The sequence below is a fragment of the Streptomyces sp. NBC_01525 genome (assembly GCF_045040405.1).
Classification (GTDB): Bacteria; Actinomycetota; Actinomycetes; order Streptomycetales; family Streptomycetaceae; genus Streptomyces; species Streptomyces benahoarensis.
Genome location: NZ_CP109397.1, coordinates 6305068 through 6322841, shown reverse-complemented (window position 1 = coordinate 6322841; position 17774 = coordinate 6305068). Strand labels below are relative to the sequence as shown.

The following is a 17774-nucleotide window of genomic DNA, read 5'->3' as shown; positions in this document are numbered from 1 at the left end:
TCAGGAAGGCGGGCGGAGTGCGAGTGGAATTGAGGTGGTTCAGGGGTTGATGGCGTGTTCGGTGAACTGGCCACAGGAGCGGAACCCCAGGCGGCGGTAGACGGGCTCGCCGTCGGCTGATGCCTGCAAGACCGCGATGCGGTGGTCTCGGTTGCGGGCCGTGCGGAGTGCCGCGAGCGTGATGGCACCGCCGTAGCCCCGGCAGCGGTGGGCGGCCAGGGTGGAGATGTTGTAGATGCCGGCGACTCCCGCGTGGTGAAACACCTCGGCGGAGCAGACCGGACGGCCCTCCACGTAGCCGACCAGATACCGGGCCGGGCAGTGCGCGGCCAGTGCCTGCGGGGCGGCCTGGGCGAAGAAACGGCGGACGGTGTCGGCGGGCGGATCCCAGTTCGCGGCCAGAACCGTGGCGTAGTCGGCGAGCTGTTCGGGCGTGGTCACCCTCTGGATGTCCAGGCTCTGGGCGGCAGGAGGAGGCAGGGTGGTGTCGTCCAGCTCGGCCCACATCGCCGTCTCGCGTTCGGACGCCGGCAGACCTGCCGCCGTCAGGCGGGTGGTGAGGTCCGCCGGTGTCGAGGCGGGCCCCACCCACCAGGAGAAGGGGTGGCCGGTGCGGGCCAGCGTCCGGGCGGTCTCGGTGATACGTGTCGTAGCCTCGGCGGCGGTGAAGCGGGCCGCGGCAACGATGTTGAACGTGTCGTCGTCCAGGCCGCTGTCCGCGACCAGCAGGTCACCAGCCTCTGTGACGGTCGCACCGGTCATGCTCCGGTGCAGGTGACAGGCATGTTCTGCCAGATTCCGTTCCATCCTGTCCATCAAGTCGGCTTCATTGAGGAAATGATCATTCATAGCGATTGATCCCAGCATGACTGGGCGAAGACCGCATGCGATTTTGGGTCGCCCTCGGCAGTGTCGCGCTGGCGACCAGCACATTCGATACACGCCCTAGGATGAGGGCATGCCAGACCCACCGGCGCGCCCGCGCATCATGAAAGGTGCCGGGGGCCGGATGCTGGCCGCGGTCGAGCTCGACCGCGATAGCGCCCTGCCGCTGCACCTGCAGCTGTATCGGCATCTGCGGGGACTCATCCTCGACGGCACCCTGCCGCCGGAAACCCGATTGCCCTCGACGCGGACGCTCGTCGCCGAGCTCGGCGTCTCGCGGCTGACCGTGGTCACCGCGTTCGAGCAGCTCACGGCCGAGGGGTTCCTGCGTGCACGCCAGGGGGACGGCACGTATGTGGACGCACTCTGGACGGCCGCGGTGGCACCGGCGCCTGTTGCGCGCCCGCAGCTGTCCGAGCGCGGCGCAGCGACGTCGGCACGCGGTGCCAGCCTGTTCAGCGAGGCGCCGCACTGGTGGGATCCGAAAGACGCCGAGTCGTTCCTCCCCAGCCAGGTCGCGTCATCCGCGTTCCCTGCCAGCGTGTGGCGGCGGCTGCTGGCGCGGCACGCAGCGCGCACCGACGCAGCCGCCATCGGGTACGGCGACCCGCACGGGTACGAGCCACTGCGCCAGGCGATCGCCGACTACCTCAACGACGTGCGGGGCCTCGGCTGCGGCGCCGAGCAGATCGTGGTGACCTCTGGTGCCCAACAGGCCTTCAATGTCCTCGCGGTGCTGCTGCTCGACCCCGCCGACACGGTGCTCGTCGAAGACCCCGGCCACATCTCCGGAAGGCTCGCGTTCCAATCGCAGGGATGCCGCGTCCAGGGCGTGCCGGTCGACGACGCGGGCGCGGTGGCGGCAGGGGGCGACCCATCGGCACGCCTCGCCTACCTCACGCCGTCCCGGCAGCATCCCCTGGGCACGGTCATGAGTCCGGCGCGGCGCGGGGAGTGGATCGCGTGGGCGCAGGCGCACGGGAGCTGGATCGTCGAGGACGACTGCGACAGCGAGCTTCGTTATCACGGCACGCTGCTGCCCCCGCTGTTCGGGCTCGACCAAGCGCGACACGTCATCTACGTCGGCACATTCAGCAAAGTGCTGGCGCCGTCGCTGCGACTGGGCTACGCCGTGCTGCCCCACGACCTCGTCGAGCCGTTCACGTCGGCCTGCTCTGTGATCGGTCGCACCCCCGCGACCGTGATGCAGGCGGCGCTCGCCGACTTCCTCGCCGAAGGGCACCTGCACACCCACCTCCGGCGCACGCGCCGACTGTATGCCGCCCGCCAGGACGCCCTGCTCGAACAGCTCGACACGCAGCTTGCGCACCGGCTGAGGGCGAGGCCGGTCGCCGCCGGGCTCCACGTGATGGGATGGCTCGAGGCATCCGTCAACGACATCGACTGCGCACGCGGCCTCGCCCGGCAGGGCGTCTTCACGTATCCCCTGGGGGAGTATCGCGTGCAGCGCCGGCTGCCGCCCGCACTGCTGATCGGGTTCGCGGGCACCGCAGCCGAGCACATGGCGCGTGCCGTAGCGCGGATGGCAGAGGCGTTCGAACGGCTCGCACCCGGCGGAGCTGCCGAGGCGTAGCCCGAGAGATGGGCCCGCCGAATTGGTCCGCAGAACTGGGCTGTCAATGGCTCTAACGCACCATCCATTGCGTTGTTAGGAAGAAGGGGTGGAGGCGACGCACGGTCGCGGCCCGCTTTCTGAGGAGACAACGATGCCCCACCTCGATGCGCAGTTCCGAGCGCTCCTGAGTCCGAACCTCACCGCAGCCGAGATCGGACAGATCCCCGACCTGACGGCCGAGCGCGCGCGGGTGCTGATCAACCGGATCGACCGGGTCCGGCTCTTCGGTCACGCGTACGCCCTGCTCACCAACCTCACCTACGGCGCCTACGGCCCCGACGACGTCCTCGACTTCGCCCGAGAGCACGATCTGGCCGGCATCTGCATCCACGTCCTCGACGGCGAGGAGCGCAGCCTGAGCCGAATGAACGACAACCAGCTTCGGACCTTCGCCGCTCGTACCCGCGGCTACGGCCTGGCCTTGCACCTCGAGATCAGCACGACCGAGCGTGAACCCGTGGACGAGGCCGTCCGGATCGCCGGAATCCTCGGCGTCCAGCACATTCGCGTCTACTCCCGTTACGAAGGGAAGATGTCGCAGGTGCTGTCGCGCATCGAGGACGACCTGCGCCGCCTCGGCGACCTCGCCGACACCCACGACCTGCACTTCTCGTTCGAGCAGCACGAAGAACTGCGCTCCGGCGAGATCGCTCAGCTGCTGCGCACCGTCGGCCACCCCCGCCTGCACGCGATGTTCGACTTCGGCAACATGATCAACGCGTGCGAACGGCCGATGGACGCCCTGGCCCAGCTGGCCCCGCATATCCTGCAAGCGCACCTGAAGGGCGTGCACGTCCTTCCTGAGGGCGACGGGTTCGGCCACCGCGGCGTGCTGCAGGGCAGCTCGGAGGACGACCTGCCGGGGGCGCGGATGTTGTTCGACCTGCTCATGCTCGGCGACGACGAGCCGCAGGTCATCACCTACGCGCTCGAACAGGAGAACCTGTACTACGCGCCCGCCTTCCGCCATCACAACGAAGGCGACGACCCCTTCATCCCCTACCGGGAGCTGAGCACCACGGGCCTTCCCGAAGGATGGACGCTGCGCGACCTGCTCGCTGCCGAGCCCGGCTGGGCCGTCGACCAGGTCGTCCACGTGCGCGGGCTGCTCGCCCGGATGCGCGAACTCGCCGCGGCTCGCCTGGCCGCCGCCGACGCCGTGGCAGGTGCGCGATGACGAACACCATGATGAAGGCCGCGCCTGCCAAGACCGGGTTCGACAAGGCCAAGTGGGCGCGCTTCGCGGTCCTCGTGACGGCGGGCGGCACCATCTACAAGCTCGCCAACATCAAGGACGTCTTCTACGTCCCGATGCAGCAGCAGATGGGGCTGAGCAACACCGAGATCGGTGCGCTACTGAGCGTGAACTCGATCGTCGCGACAGCACTGTTCGTGGTCGGGGGGTACCTGGCTGACCGGTTCTCGACCCGCATCCTGATTCCGCTCGGACTGATCGGCGCGGGCGGACTCGGGCTCTATATGAGCACGTTCCCCGGGTACGGGCAGCTGGTGCCGATCTTCGCGGTGCTGGCTGTCTGCTCCGACTGCCTGATCTGGCCGGCACTACTCAAGAGCGTCCGGCGCCTGGGTGGGCCGGAAGAACAGGGGCGGCTGTTCGGCTTCTTCGAGGGCGGTCGCGGCGTCGTCGACACACTGGTTGCCTTCTCGGCCCTCGGCGTCTTCGCCCTGCTCGGCTCGGGCGCCGCCGGCTTCCGTGCCGCGATCTCCTTCTACGCGCTGATTGACATCGCCGTCGGCGTGCTCCTGTTCTTCCTGCTGCGTGACCAGGGCCCCGAGTCCGCCGTGGATACGCCGAAGAAGGAGCGCGTCGGCCTCAGCGAGATCCTGCATGCCGCCCGGCTGCCGCAGCTGTGGTGGGTCAGTGCAACCGTGTTCATGGTGTATGTCGTGTACTGCGGTCTGACATACTTCATCCCCTACCTCACGTACGTGTACGGACTGCCGGCCGCACTCGCCGGCGCCTACGGCATCATCAACCAGTACGGCCTCAAGATCCTCGGCGGCCCTCTCGGCGGCGTACTCGTCGACAAGGTCTTCAAAGGGGCCAGCAGGTACCTCCGTCTCGCGTTCGTGTGCCTGATCCCCATCGCAGCGGTCATCCTGCTGCTGCCGACCGGTGAGCAGAACCAGATCCCCGCGATGGCCGCCTGTCTGCTGTTCTCACTCATCATCTTCACGATGCGCGGGGTGTTCTGGGCGCCCATGGACGAGGTCGGCATCCCCAACCAGGTCAGCGGCACCGCGTTCGGCATCGCCTGCCTCGTCGGTTACGCCCCCGGGATGTTCGCCTTCCTCGTGTACGGCGCGATCCTCGATGCCAACCCGGGTGCGGCGGGGTACCACCTGGTGTTCATCCTGATGGCCGCGCTCGCACTGGTGGGTGCGGGAGTCGCCACCGGCCTGGCACGTGTGGCTCGCGCGCATCGTACCGCCGCCGTGCGGGAGGGGTGAGCCCGCTCCGCAGGGGGGTGCCCCTATGTGTTTGGGTCCGGCCGCGCCTCACATCGGTCGTGATGTTGAAGCCCAGGTGTGCGCCGGGCGGCAGGATCCGCGGCACTTGTGCGGCGCAGCTTCGGAGGATCGCTTCCAGAGATGCCTCCAGCGTCAGCCAGCCCGTCGCCGCGGCGACGGACGCGGGCGGCGGCCACTGCGGTGGGCCGTGCGCCTGGACCTGCCACACGTACGGGAGGCGCGCAAAGTCGATTGCGTGCAGGTCAGCGTGGAACTGCTGTCGCTCGGCAGCTGCGAGTCCGCGCGCCGGCCATACCGACAGCTGCAGCTCGCCGGCGTTCCGCGACAGGAGGAGGACACGGTCCTCCAGGGTCCAGCGGACGTACGGTCCGCGAACGGCGGCCCCGTAGGAAGCCGGACCGCCGACGCACCGACGCACCGCCGCGATGGTGGCGCGGACTACGCCTGGGCTCTCCGGTATGGACTCGGGGAACGTTTCCGTGTCGCCTTGGGCAAGACGGCGGCAGGCGACTCCCACGGATTCCTCCAGGTCGCGCGTTCGCCCACTCATGTGAACATCGTGTCCGATTGAGTGGTTTTGCGCATATCGGGTTGTTGCTGGGGGAAGCGCCACGGTCCAGCTGTGGTGGAGGATGAGGCGCCAAGGCACACACAAGCAAGGCGGCGGCCGAGTCGCGGTGACGTCGGGCGTTACCGGCGTGCTGTTCCCTGTGAGGCCCGCCGGTGTGGTCGGGGCCTCACAGGGACCACTCAGATATTGAGGATCTTCAACGCACGGTCGCGGGCCTGGGCCGGGCGGAGGGGCAGTGCATCCCTTTGGACGAGGCCCCGGTGTCCTAGCCCAGACACCAGCCGCAAAGTAGCGGGGATCAGGCGCTCGCCACCGTGGCGGCCTGCTCGTCGTGGTCGCGCAGCATCCGCATGACGGTGGCGGGCGAGGGGTGTTGGCCCTTCTTCGTACCGGTGGTGATGACGAGCCGCTAGGCGATGTCGCGCAGGCTCATTTCCTGGTCGCGTAGGTGAAAGGCCATGGACAGCATGGACTCGTCGGTGACGCCCGCGCCGCCGATGGTCTTGCCGCGCCTGCGAGCGGACTCGTGGCCTTCGAGGGTGCGGTCGCGGATGTACTCCCGCTCCATCCCGGACATGGCCGCAAGCACGGTGAACACGATGCCGGACGGGTCGTGCGAGCCCTTCAGTTCCCCGGTGAGGAACTCCAGCTCAATATCGCTCGCCTTCAGTTCCTCCGCGAGCATGGCGAGTTCGATGCCGCGGCCGAGGCGCTTGTGCTCGTGGACGACGAGGGTGATGGCGACGCCGGAGGAGCGGATCTCCCCGGCGAGCTTCACGGCGGCCTCCAGCTCGGGCCGCTTCATGGCGCGGGTGGAGATCTTCTCTGAGAAGACGCGCTTCACCCCGGCCTCGGAGAGGGAGTCGAGCTGTGCGTCGAGGGACTGCAGGGCGGTCGATGCGCGGGCGTAGCCGAGGCGGACGTGCCCGACCGGTTCGGTGCCAGCGCTCAACGGCCGGGCTGTTTCATGAGGGTGGTTCAGATGTCCAGTCGATTGCAACAACTCGTGAAACCCGATTACCGCAGGTGGACCGCCGGGCGGGCGACGTTTCACGAGCGACCACTCATAAAACAGGCCTCACTGGACTGTCCGGCTTCCGGGCCCGGGGCGATGGAACGCCAGCCGGTGGAAGGCCTGCGCCGACATCACGGCCACCAGGAAGTCGACGTAGACGTCCAGCTCGTCCAAGGTGCCCGTGTCCAGGAGCATCGGCAGACTGCCACCGCCACGAGCGGCCCCGACCTCGTTCACGTGCTCGACCGCCCGCATGAGGATCTCGGGCGTGCAGGTCAGGGTGTTCCGCTCGATGACGACGGGGTCGAAGGATTCGATCCCCATGGGCGCGCAGTTGCCTTCGGTGCAGTAGTCGGCGACCAGCTTGGCGATGCGCCGCCCCACGGGTGAGGCAACGGCGAGGGGGTCCGCGTTGTCGATGTGCAGGACTTCCAGGTCGGGGCAGCGTTCGCGGACGCCGCTCAGCAGGGCGCGGATCGCGCCCTCGTCCCGGTTGCGGTAGGAGAAGAAGCAGGTCTGCTGACCAAGACGGAAGTTGCGCACCCCGGCCGCGTAGAGCTGCTCGGCCTCGGCGACGACGTCGTCCACCTCGCGGAAGGCGACCAGCGGTGACTTCGCCGGTTCGTTGCAGAAGTCGCAGAACTTCCGGCGCGTGCAGCCGCGGTACAGCTCCAACTCGGCAATCGGCTGCCAGGGCATCTGCTCGACCAGGCCCGTGAACGAGTCGCGGTCACGCTGTATCTGTCCGTAGTCCGCCGGGCGGCCACTGCCCAGCAGGAGGTCGCCCGATGTCACGGTGTGGGTGTGGACCGCGTCGAACAGCCCGGCGTATTCCGCCGGCGCCGTCACGGCGTACGTGGACAACGGGCCCAGCAAGAAGCGGCACCCCCGTGCACAGGCGAGTGCTCGGGCGATCTCCTGCAACGACCCGTTCACCGCGTGGAGATGGACCGACGGAACGGCGTCGCCCGCGACCACGACGACGATCTCGGCGTCGCGTAGAAGCTGAATGGCGTTGTCTCGGTTGACGGTTGTCGAGTAGGTGAGCGGATCGCTCTGTGGCGGCTCAACGGTCGGGTTGCCTCCGGCCAAGCACCACCTCACGTCATCGATCGTCAGGTACCGCGCCTCCGCCTCGGGGCGGGCCCGGCGCAACGCGGACCAGGCGTTTCGCACGTAGGTCGATAGGTAGGGCGGTACGCCGAGACCGCTGGGTTCGACGGTGAAGCAGTCCAGGACGACTACAGGCTGCATCTCTCTCCCTCCGGGGCCGAGGGCGACGGCACCCGGTGGCGTCCCCACCGGAAGGCCGACAGCCCGCAGCGCCCTCAGTCTCATCACTCGGCCGCCGCGGGAGGAGAGGGCAAGAGGGTTGTTCGGTTGTACGGGGGTTGGTCTTTCACACCTGAGTGTCCGAAGGCTGGGACACCGGGTGATCGACAGGGCATCATCTCGGCATGGGCGGTGGCGTGACAGGAGCTGGTGGGGGCAACGCAGCCCTTGCTGCTCTCATTGACGAAGCGGGATGTTCGAACTCGGCACTGGCGCGGCGGGTCAACGAGCTGAGTTCCCGGCAAGGCGAGATCACGCGCTACGACAAAGCGTCGATCACACGCTGGCGGCAAGGGATGGTCCCCAAGGGGAGGACTCCTCAGTTCACCGCCGAAGCCATCGGAGGCTTCCTTGGCCGGCCGGTCTCCCCCACCCACCTCGGATTTCCGCAGCAGGCCCCTCGGCCCGTGACAACCCGCGCACTGACGTACGGTGAAGACGTGGGTGAAACGCTGCACACGCTCGCGGAGCTGGGCTCCACGGACATCTCGCGACGCAGCCCGCTCAGGGCCGTCCCGTTCGTCGCGAGCGCACCCATGGATCCGCAAAGAAAGTGGCTCCTGTGGCTCCTCGAAGAGGAGCAGGCTCCTCACCTGGCCGCGGTGGCAGGAGGCAGCCCCGTCGATCAGATGGAAGCCATGATCGACATGTTCGATCTGATGGACAACCGCTTCGGCGGCGGGAACGTCCGGCCGAGCATCATCGGCTACCTCAGCACCCAGCTCGTACCCATGCTCCAGCAACGGAATCTGCCCTCGAACCAGCGCCGCACCCTCTACGTCTACGCCGCGAAGTTGACCGCCACGGCAGGCTGGTGCTCGTACGACACAGCCGACTACGGCCTCGCCGAGCGATACATGATCCAGGCACTCCGGCTGACCTTGATCCACTTTCGCAACAGCCCCTGGTCGGTATCCCGCCTCCTCACCTCTCCAGCCGGCGGTGAGCGGTCTCGGGCAGTCGGAGGTAGACGGCGGAGGAGACCAGGCACAGCACGGACACGTACACGGGGAAGAGGCCGGCCTGCCCCAGGTCCTTGAACAGCGTGCCGATATAGGGCGCCGTACCACCGAAGAGGGCGACGGTGAGGGAGTAGGGGAACCCGATGCCCGCGGCGCGCACCCGCGCCGGGAACGTCTCCGCGTTCACGGCTGCCGAGACTGCCGTGAAGCCGCTCAGCAGGATCATGCCCGCGCACTGCACGAGCAGCAGCGTGACGAAGGAGTCGTCAAGCGCGCGCAGCAGCGGCACGCACAGCACGGCGAAGCCGATCCCGAACATCAGCAGCAGCGGCTTGCGCCCGAAGCGGTCGGACACCATGCCCGCGACGGGCTGGAGCACGGCGAAGAACGTCAGCGAGAGGGTGCCCGCCAGCAGCGCGTCGGTTTTCTCCACCCCGGCGTTGAGCTCGGCGTACGTCGGCAGGTACGACGTCCACGTGTAGTACGCGAGCGTGCCGCCCGCCGTGATGCCGCAGATCAGCAGCGACTCGCGCGGATGGCGGCGCAGCGCCTCGAAGAGACCTGGCCGTGGCACCTCGGTCTGCTCCTCGCTGCGCGTCTCGTGCGCGCCGCGCCGCACCCAGAAACCCACGAGGCTCAGGAGTGCGCCCAGCACGAACGGGACCCGCCAGCCCCAGCTGTCCATGGTGGCGGGTGCGAGCTTCGCGACGAGCAGCGCCGCGACGCCGGACGCGACGAGCTGCCCGATGGTCGTCGACACGTACTGGAAGCTGGAGAAGAGTCCCCGCCGCCCGGGCCCGGCCGACTCCACGAGGAACGTGGTCGACGCGGCGAACTCACCGCCCACCGACAGCCCCTGCAGCAGCCGGGCCAGGACGAGGATGACCGGCGCGAGGACCCCGGCGGCGGCGTATGTCGGCGTCAGCCCCACCAGGAGGCTGCTGCCACCCATCAGCAGAATGGTCACCGTCAGCGCCGCGCGGCGCCCGCGCCGGTCGGCGACCGCGCCCATCAGCAGCCCGCCGACGGGCCGCATGAAGAACCCCACCGCGAAAACCGCGAACGTCGCGAGCAGCGGCACCAGCGAATTCGCCGCGTCCTCGGGGAAGATCTGGGCGGCGATGTACGTGGCAAGGAAGGTATATGTGTACCAATCAAACCATTCGACCGCATTGCCGACCGAGGCGGCGAGCAACTGCCGCACAGGACGCGCCGGAGGGGTCACGACGCCGACGCGAGGCCCCTCCGTAGGGGAATCCGGCCCACCCTCATGCGCGGGCCGTTCCCTGAAAGCTGTCATGATCACGCATCTCCCCGTCTTCAAGCACGGCAATTACGCCGCGCCGGCCTCTCCAGAAGTCGCACCTCGCGCGGGCCCGGCCCAGGCGCCCGCAGCAGCCCTGGCATCTCGTCAGATAAGTCAGCAAACAGTCAGCATCGACCCGGCCAGAGGCGGCGAAACCCAGCAGCACCCGCACATGGATGAACACTCATGTATTCACGCCGACCTGCAGCGCTGCAGGTACGGGGCGCTCAAGTAGACTGCCTGGGCGTCCGTGCAGGAGAACCAGTCGTACCACTCGACGGCGTTACCGACGGAGGCGGCGGCGAGTTGACGCACCGGGGAGGGCGACCGGCCGGGCGCACCCTTCGTCAGGGGTTCGGTGTGTTCCGCACTCGACATGATCCTCCGCTCGGTCCTGCGTCCGTTCCGTGGCGTTGCCGTCCCGCCACTTCCGGTGCGGGCCGGTCCGCTCCCGCGATCATGTACCGGCCGGACGGGCCTCCGCCAGGGTCTGCGGAGGCCGAAAGGAAACGGCAATGAACGCCTGGGGCGGCGGGCCGGTCCCCACGCTCGTCGCCGTGTCGCTCATGGAAGGAAACACCGGACGGGTCCGGGGAGTTGCGGCGGGGTGCGCACCCTTGTGCGGGCGGCGGAAGCGTTCGATCCTGATGCTTCCTGTTGCCTTGCGGTCGGAGTTGTCGTATGCATGGACGCCGTCTGTCCCGCCGCTCGTTCCTCGCCACCGGCACCGCGCTGGCGGGTCTGGCCGCTCTCACCGACCGGAAGCGGGCCTTCGCCGCGGCGCTGACCGGCGCGGACCTCACCGCGGCGGAGGGCCCGTGGAACGCGGGGCCGCGCATCTTCCAGATCAACCGGGAGGCGGCGCGCGCCCGGCTCGTTCCGCACCGCGACACCGCCGCCGCCCGCGCCGGGGAGCCCGACACGGCATCGCCCCACTTCCGTTCGCTCAACGGCCGTTGGCGCTTCCACTGGGCGAAGAACCCCGACGAGCGCCCGGCGGGCTTCCACGCCCCGGACTTCGACGACCGCGCCTGGGACCGGATCCCCGTCCCGTCCCACTGGGAGATCGAGGGCTACCCGGAGCCGGTCTACCTCAACGTGGCGTATCCGTGGACCGGTTACGAGCAGCCGGTGCCGCCGCACGTGCCCGAGGGGTTCAACCCGGTCGGTTCCTACCGGCGGACGTTCACGGTGCCCGGGGAGTGGGCGGGGCGGCGGGTGCTGCTGTCGTTCCAGGGGGTGAAGTCGGCGTTCTTCGTCTGGGTCAACGGGGAGCGGGTCGGGTACAGCGAGGACAGCTACACCCCGGCGGAGTTCGACGTCACCGGCCATCTGCGGCCCGGCGCCAATATGCTGGCCGTCGAGGTCTTCCGCTGGTCCGACGGCAGTTGGCTGGAGGACCAGGACATGATCGACCTCTCCGGCATCTTCCGGGACGTGTACCTCTACTCCGTCGCCCCCGTGCACGTCCAGGACCTCACCGTCCGCACCGACCTCGACGAGGCGCTGCACAGCGCGGAACTGACGGTGACCGCGACCGTCCGCCACCGCGGCACGCACCGCCCCGGTGACCACCGGCTGACCGCGACGCTGTACGACGCGGACGGCGCCGAAGTGCTGCCCCGGCCGCTCACCGCCGACATCCGCTTCGGCGAGGACACCGACACCACGGTCGCGCCGCACGCCACCGTGGAGGCTCCCGAGCTCTGGTCGGCCGAGGCGCCGTATCTGTACACCCTGGTGATCGCCCTCACCGGTCCCGACGGGCGCGCCGTCGACGTACAGCGCACCGCCGTCGGCTTCCGCAGCGTCTCGTGCGGCCCCGGGCACTTCACCGTCAACGGCGCGCCCCTCGTGCTCCGGGGCGTCAACCGCCACGAGACCGACCCGGACCGCGGTCAGGCCGTCACCGTGGCGCGGATGGAGCAGGACATCCGCCTGATGAAACAGCACAACATCAACGCGGTCCGCACCTCGCACTACCCCAACCACCCCGCCTGGCTGGACCTCTGCGACCGGTACGGGCTGTACGTCGTCGCCGAGGCCAACCTGGAGTCGCACGGCGCCCGCGAGCTGCTGCCGACCGGGCTGCCGGAGTGGACGGACGCCTGCCTGGACCGGATGCGTTCCCTCGTCGAACGGGACAAGAACCACCCCAGCGTGATCGTCTGGTCGCTGGGCAACGAGGCCGGACGGGGCGCCAACTTCCGTGCCATGGCCGACTGGACGCACCACCGCGACCCCTCCCGTCCGGTCCACTACGAGGGCATGAACGACGTCGCCGACCTGCACAGCGAGATGTACACACCACCGGACGGCGTCGAGGCGTACGGCCGCTCGGGCAATCCGACGCCGTATCTGCTGTGCGAGTACGCCCACTCCATGGGCAACAGCACCGGCAACTTCCAGGAGTACTGGGACGTGATCGAGCGGTACCCCAATCTCCACGGCGGCTTCGTCTGGGACTTCGTCGACCAGGCGATCCGGCTGCCGGTGCCGGGCGATCCACGGCGCACCTACCTCTCGTACGGCGGCGACTGGAAGCCGGGTTATCCGACCGACGGGAACTTCTGCTGCAACGGCCTCGTCTCCGCGGACCGCACCCCGCATCCGGCGCTGCTGGAGGTCAAGAAGGTCTACCAGCCGGTGCGGATGGCGCCCGTCGACCCGGCGCGGTTCCGGATCAAGGTCGGCAACCGGCAGCTGTTCACCGGCCTCGACGCCTACGAGCTGCGCTGGGAGGTCACCCGCGACGGCGAGCGGATCCAGCACGGCACGCTGCCCGCACCGCGGGTGGCGCCCGGTGCCGACGGGGTCGTCGACATGCCGATCAAGCGGCCGCTCCCTCCTGATCCGGGCGCCCGGTACCGGCTGAACCTGGCGTTCGTGCTGCGCGCGGAGTGCGCATGGGCGGCGGCCGGACACACCGTGGCCGCCGAACAGTTCACGCTGCCCTGGGTGACTCCGGCGCCCGCCGACCCCGATCCGTCGACGCTGCCACCGCTGACGGTGGACGAGGACGCGGCACGGGTGACGGTCACGGGCCGGGACACCGAGGTGGTCCTCGACAAGGCCACCGGCACCCTGGCGGGTCTCCGCCACCGGGGGCGGACGCTGCTCACCGAGGGGCCGGTGCCGAACTTCTGGCGCGCGCCCACCGACAACGACCTCGGCCGCGGGGCGCAGAACTCCCTGCGGACCTGGCGTGACGCGGGCGCGCGGCGCACCGTGACGGCCGTGCAGACCACTCAGCCATCGTCGTCGGAGGTGACGATCGAGGTCACCGCGGTGCTGCCGACCGCTCCCCTGCCGTCCCGCTGGGAGACCGTGTTCACGGTGCGCGGCGACGGCGAGGTGCGGGTGGCGCACACCCTGCGGCCGGGCGCCGGGCTGCCCGACATCCCGGTGGTCGGCGCGCTGCTGACCGTCCCGGCGGGCCTGGAGACCTTCAGCTGGTACGGGCGCGGGCCGCAGGAGAACTATCAGGATCGCTGCACCGCCGCGTTCGTCGGCCGCCACCGCACCACCGTCGACGCGCAGTTCGGCCCGTACGTCCGCCCGCAGCAGACCGGGAACGTCACCGGGGTGCGCACCGCCTCGCTCACCGGCAGGGACGGCTCCGGGCTGCGGGTGAGCGCCGAGCCGGGCGACGACGCGGCGCTGGAGTTGAGCGCGCTGCACCATACGCCCGGCGACCTGGACGGGCCGCGCCATCCGTACGAGCTGACGCGGCGCGCGGCGACGTGTCTGGCGGTCAACCACCGGCAGATGGGCGTGGGCGGCAACGACTCGTGGGGCGCGGCGCCGCTGGAGAAGTATCTGCTGCACGCGGACCGGACGTACCGCTACGGGTACCGGCTCGGGCCGGTGTGAGACGCGGGCCGGGCGCCCTGGCAGGGAGGGGAGCGACGGCCGCCCCGACCGTTGAACCGGCCGCCGTGCGCCCGGCCCTACCCGCGAGTCACTTCCTGTGGCACCGGGGGCTCACCACCGGTGGTGAGGCATGGAGCACCCGGGCCGTCGCCGGGTGTGCGGTGGGCGTCGCGGCGCAGCAGCGCGGCGTAGCGGCCGTCGGCGGCGAGGAGTTCGGCGTGGGTGCCGCGTTCGGCGATCCGGCCGCGGTCGAGGACGACGATCTGGTCGGCGTCGCGGACGGTGGAGAGCCGGTGGGCGATGGTGACCGTGGTGCGGCCCGCGCTGAGCGCGTCGATGGCCTGCTGCACGGCGTGCTCGGTACGGGTGTCGAGCGCGCTGGTCGCCTCGTCGAGGACGAGGACCGGCGGATCGCGCAGGATGGTGCGGGCCAGCGCCAGGCGCTGCTTCTCGCCGCCGGAGAAGCGGTAGCCACGCTCGCCGACGAGGGTGTCGTAGCCGTCGGGCAGGGCGGCGATGTGGTCGTGGATCTGGGCGGCGCGCGCGGCGCGTTCGATCTCCTCGTCGCTCGCGTCGGGCTTGGCGAACCGCAGGTTCTCGGCGACCGAGGCGTGGAAGAGGTACGTCTCCTGGGAGACGACGCCGACCGCGCGGGCGAGGGTGTCGAAGCCGAGGTCGCGGACGTCGGCGCCGTCGAGGGTGACCCGGCCCGCACTCACGTCGTACAGCCGTGGGACGAGGTAGCTCAGGGTGCTCTTGCCGCTGCCGGTGGCGCCGACGACGGCGAGGCTGCTGCCCGCCGGGACGGTCAGGTCGATACCCCTCAAGGTGGGTGCGGCGGCGGTGTCGTAGGCGAAGGAGACGTTCTCGAAGCGGAGGTCGCCGCGGGGCTCGGCGAGGTGGACGGGGCGCTCCGGTTCGGCCAGCGGGACCGGCAGGTCGAGGTATTCGAAGATCCGCTGGAAGAGCGCGAGGGAGGTCTGCATCTGCACGCCGGTGGAGAGCAGCGAAACCGTGGGGCGCAGCAGACCCTGCTGGAGGGTGACGAAGGCGACGAGGGTGCCGAGCGAGAAGGCGGGTCCGCCGAACTGCAGGACGAGTCCGGCCGCCCAGTAGACGAGCGCGGGCATGGCGGCCATGACGATGCCGATGGTGGCCATCCGCCAGCGTCCGGCCATGCTGGCGCGGACCTCCAGGCCGACCAGGCGCTCGGACTCGTCGGCGAAGCCGCGGGTCAGGGAGTCGGCGCGGCCCATGGTGCGGCCCAGGAGGATGCCGCTGACCGAGAGGGATTCGGTGACCATGGCGGACATCGCGGCCATCTGCTTCTGGCGCTGCGAGGTGATCCGCTTGCGCTCGTTGCCGACCCGGCGGCTGATCCAGACGAAGAGCGGGAGCAGCAGCAGCGAGACACAGGTCAGCCGCCAGTCGAGGGCGAGCATCGCGACGACGGTGGCGGTGACCGAGGTGAGGTTGGAGACCAGCGAGGTGGCGGTGGAGGTGACCGTGGCCTGCATGCCGCCGATGTCGTTGGCGATCCGTGACTGCACCTCGCCGGTGCGGGTGCGGGTGAAGAACGCCAGCGGCATCCGCTGGAGCTTGGCGTAGACGGCGGTGCGCAGATCGTGCATGACGCGCTGGCCGACGGTGGTGGAGAGCAGGGTCTGCAGGACGCCGAAGACGCTGGTGGTCACGGCGGTGAGGATCAGGCCGAGGGCGAGCAGGGTGAGCAGGCCCGTGCGGCGCTCGGGGATCGCCACATCGAGGATCTCGCGCAGCAGGAACGGTCCGGCCACGGAGACCAGCGAGGAGGCGGCGACCAGCAGGCCGACGGTGGTCAGCCGGGCGCGGTAGGGGCGGAAGAGGGCGAGGATCCGCCGGATGGGGACCGGCTGGTCCGGGGCGTCCGGATCCTTGGGCGGCGGGGACCACTCGGGTTCGTCGCGGCGCATGGGCTCCTTCGGGAAGTCGGATTCGGTGGATTTTCACGGAGCCTAGCTCATTGTTACCTAAGCTCACAATGAACATCGTCCTGATAGCCTCTGAGCATGCCCTCTCCCGACCCGACGCCCGAGCCGGAAACGGCCCCGGCGACCGAGCCCGCGCCCGGTGGCGCGAACGTCGCCGAGCAGCTGGTCCGGCTGACCCGCCGGATGCAGCGCGCCCAGAAGCGCCGCATGGCGCAGCTCGATCTCGCCTTCACCCCCGCCCAGTCGCGGCTGCTGCGGGTGGTGGCCCATTACGGCGACGCCCCGCCCCGGATGGCCGACCTCGCCGCGCGCCTGGAGGTGGTGCCCCGCGCGGTGACCACACTGGTCGACGCCCTGGAGGCACAGGGCGCGGTGTGTCGGGTCCCCGATCCCGCCAACCGCCGGGTGGTCCGGGTCGAGCTGACCGGCACGGGGCGCGCCACGCTCGACGCGCTGCGCAGCGCGCGCCGCAGCGCCGCGGAGGACATCCTGGCCCCGTTGAGCGCGCAGCAGCGCGACACGCTCGGCGGGCTGCTGGCCACCCTGGTCGACCGGGAGGGCCCGCACCGCTAGTGTTCTGAGTCGGGAATTCTGTTCAGATGTATAGGTTTGGTCTGTGGTGCGTACTGGGCGGCCGAAGGCCGAGTTGATCCTGTCGGATGAGGAACGGGCTGCGCTGGAGGGGTGGGTGCGGCGCCGTTCCACGCCGCAGGCGTGGGCTCTGCGGTGCCGCATCATCCTGGCTTGCGCGGAGGGGTTTTCGAATAAGGGTGTGGCGGTTCGGCTCGGCTCGACTGCGCATGCGGTGGGCCGCTGGCGGGCGAGGTTCGTCGAGCACCGGATCGTCGGTCTGGGAGATATGCCCCGCTCGGGTGGTCCCCGGTCGGTCACCGACGAGCAGGTAGCCGCACTGGTCGCAAAGACTCTGGAGTCCGCCCCGAAGGATGCGACGCACTGGTCGACGCGGTCGATGGCGAAGCAGACGGGACTGTCGCAGTCGACGGTGTCACGGGTGTGGCGGGCGTTCGGTCTGCAGCCGCACCGCTCGGAGACGTTCAAGCTGTCGAGGGATCCGTACTTCGTCGACAAGGTCCACGACGTCGCCGGACTCTATCTGGACCCGCCCGAGCGGGCTCTGGTGTTCTGTGTGGACGAGAAGTCGCAGATCCAGGCCCTGGACCGTTCCCAGCCGGTGCTACCGATGATGCCCGGCGTCCCTCAGCGGATGGGGCACGACTACGTCCGCGCCGGCACCACCCCCCTCTTCGCCGCCCTGGAGGTCGCCACCGGCAAGGTCATCGGTTCCCTGCACCGCCGCCACCGAGCCGAGGAGTTCAAGAAGTTCCTCGTCAAGCTCGATCGCGAAGTACCGGACGGCCTCGAAGTCCACCTTGTGCTGGACAACTACGCCACCCACAAGACCCCGGCGATCAAGACGTGGCTGCTGGCGCACCCCCGGTTCCACCTGCACTTCACGCCGACGGGATCGTCCTGGCCCAACCTCGTGGAGCGGTGGTTCGCCGAGCTGACGAACAAACAGATACGGCGAGGCGTCCACAAGACCGTCCAAGCCCTGGAGAACGACATCCGGACCTGGATCGCCGCTTGGAACACCGACCCCAAGCCCTACGTCTGGACCAAGACCGCGGACGAGATCCTCGAACACCTCGCCTCATATCTGAACAGAATTCCCGACTCAGAACACTAGGACGGGTCCGGAAAGTCCCGTCG

At 69.5% G+C, this 17774-nt stretch carries 12 protein-coding genes; 6 read left to right on the top strand and 6 right to left on the bottom strand.

Annotated features, from left to right (window positions below; translation table 11 throughout):
* Positions 1-39: 39 nt before the first annotated feature.
* A complete protein-coding gene (locus OG422_RS27415; RefSeq protein WP_405748014.1) occupies positions 40-807 on the bottom strand; it encodes a GNAT family N-acetyltransferase in 768 nt (255 codons plus the stop codon).
* 151 nt (positions 808-958) lie between these two features.
* On the opposite strand from OG422_RS27415, the gene OG422_RS27410 reads away from it, so the two are divergent.
* The 3 genes from OG422_RS27410 to OG422_RS27400 all read left to right on the top strand — a co-directional run bounded on the left by OG422_RS27410 (position 959) and on the right by OG422_RS27400 (position 4993).
* Entirely contained in the window at positions 959-2479 is a 1521-nt protein-coding gene (locus OG422_RS27410) for a PLP-dependent aminotransferase family protein (RefSeq protein ID WP_405746720.1), read from the top strand.
* 133 nt (positions 2480-2612) lie between these two features.
* The gene (locus tag OG422_RS27405) at positions 2613-3698 is read left to right on the top strand and encodes a sugar phosphate isomerase/epimerase family protein (protein ID WP_405746718.1); all 1086 of its coding nucleotides are present in this window, start codon (positions 2613-2615) and stop codon (positions 3696-3698) included.
* The gene (locus OG422_RS27400; RefSeq protein WP_221938117.1) at positions 3695-4993 is read left to right on the top strand and encodes a nitrate/nitrite transporter; all 1299 of its coding nucleotides are present in this window, start codon (positions 3695-3697) and stop codon (positions 4991-4993) included. Before OG422_RS27405 ends, OG422_RS27400 begins: the two co-directional genes overlap by 4 nt.
* A 1001-nt stretch (positions 4994-5994) precedes the next feature.
* On the opposite strand, the gene OG422_RS27395 is transcribed toward OG422_RS27400, so the two are convergent.
* From OG422_RS27395 to OG422_RS27380, 4 genes are all read right to left on the bottom strand, one after another.
* Complete coding sequence (locus tag OG422_RS27395; protein WP_405746716.1) at positions 5995-6537, bottom strand: recombinase family protein; 543 nt, start codon at positions 6535-6537, stop codon at positions 5995-5997.
* Between the two features lie 126 nt (positions 6538-6663).
* Positions 6664-7854 (bottom strand): radical SAM protein, encoded by a 1191-nt coding sequence (locus OG422_RS27390; RefSeq protein ID WP_405746714.1) that lies wholly within the window; start codon positions 7852-7854, stop codon positions 6664-6666.
* Positions 7855-8856: 1002 nt separating this feature from the next.
* Complete coding sequence (locus OG422_RS27385) at positions 8857-10194, bottom strand: MFS transporter (RefSeq protein WP_405746711.1); 1338 nt, start codon at positions 10192-10194, stop codon at positions 8857-8859.
* Between the two features lie 198 nt (positions 10195-10392).
* Positions 10393-10578, bottom strand: coding sequence for a hypothetical protein (locus OG422_RS27380; RefSeq protein WP_405748093.1), 186 nt, complete (start codon positions 10576-10578; stop codon positions 10393-10395).
* Positions 10579-10881: 303 nt separating this feature from the next.
* Here OG422_RS27380 and OG422_RS27375 point away from each other — a divergent pair, with 303 nt between their 5' ends.
* Positions 10882-14073, top strand: coding sequence for a glycoside hydrolase family 2 TIM barrel-domain containing protein (locus OG422_RS27375; protein WP_405746708.1), 3192 nt, complete (start codon positions 10882-10884; stop codon positions 14071-14073).
* A 77-nt stretch (positions 14074-14150) separates the two neighbouring features.
* On the opposite strand, the gene OG422_RS27370 is transcribed toward OG422_RS27375, so the two are convergent.
* The gene (locus OG422_RS27370; RefSeq protein WP_405746705.1) at positions 14151-16025 is read right to left on the bottom strand and encodes an ABC transporter ATP-binding protein; all 1875 of its coding nucleotides are present in this window, start codon (positions 16023-16025) and stop codon (positions 14151-14153) included.
* 96 nt (positions 16026-16121) lie between these two features.
* Between OG422_RS27370 and OG422_RS27365 the strand changes: the two genes are divergently transcribed.
* Positions 16122-16616 (top strand): MarR family winged helix-turn-helix transcriptional regulator, encoded by a 495-nt coding sequence (locus tag OG422_RS27365; RefSeq protein ID WP_405746702.1) that lies wholly within the window; start codon positions 16122-16124, stop codon positions 16614-16616.
* Between the two features lie 43 nt (positions 16617-16659).
* A complete protein-coding gene (locus OG422_RS27360) occupies positions 16660-17751 on the top strand; it encodes an IS630 family transposase (protein WP_405746698.1) in 1092 nt (363 codons plus the stop codon).
* Positions 17752-17774: the final 23 nt, after the last annotated feature.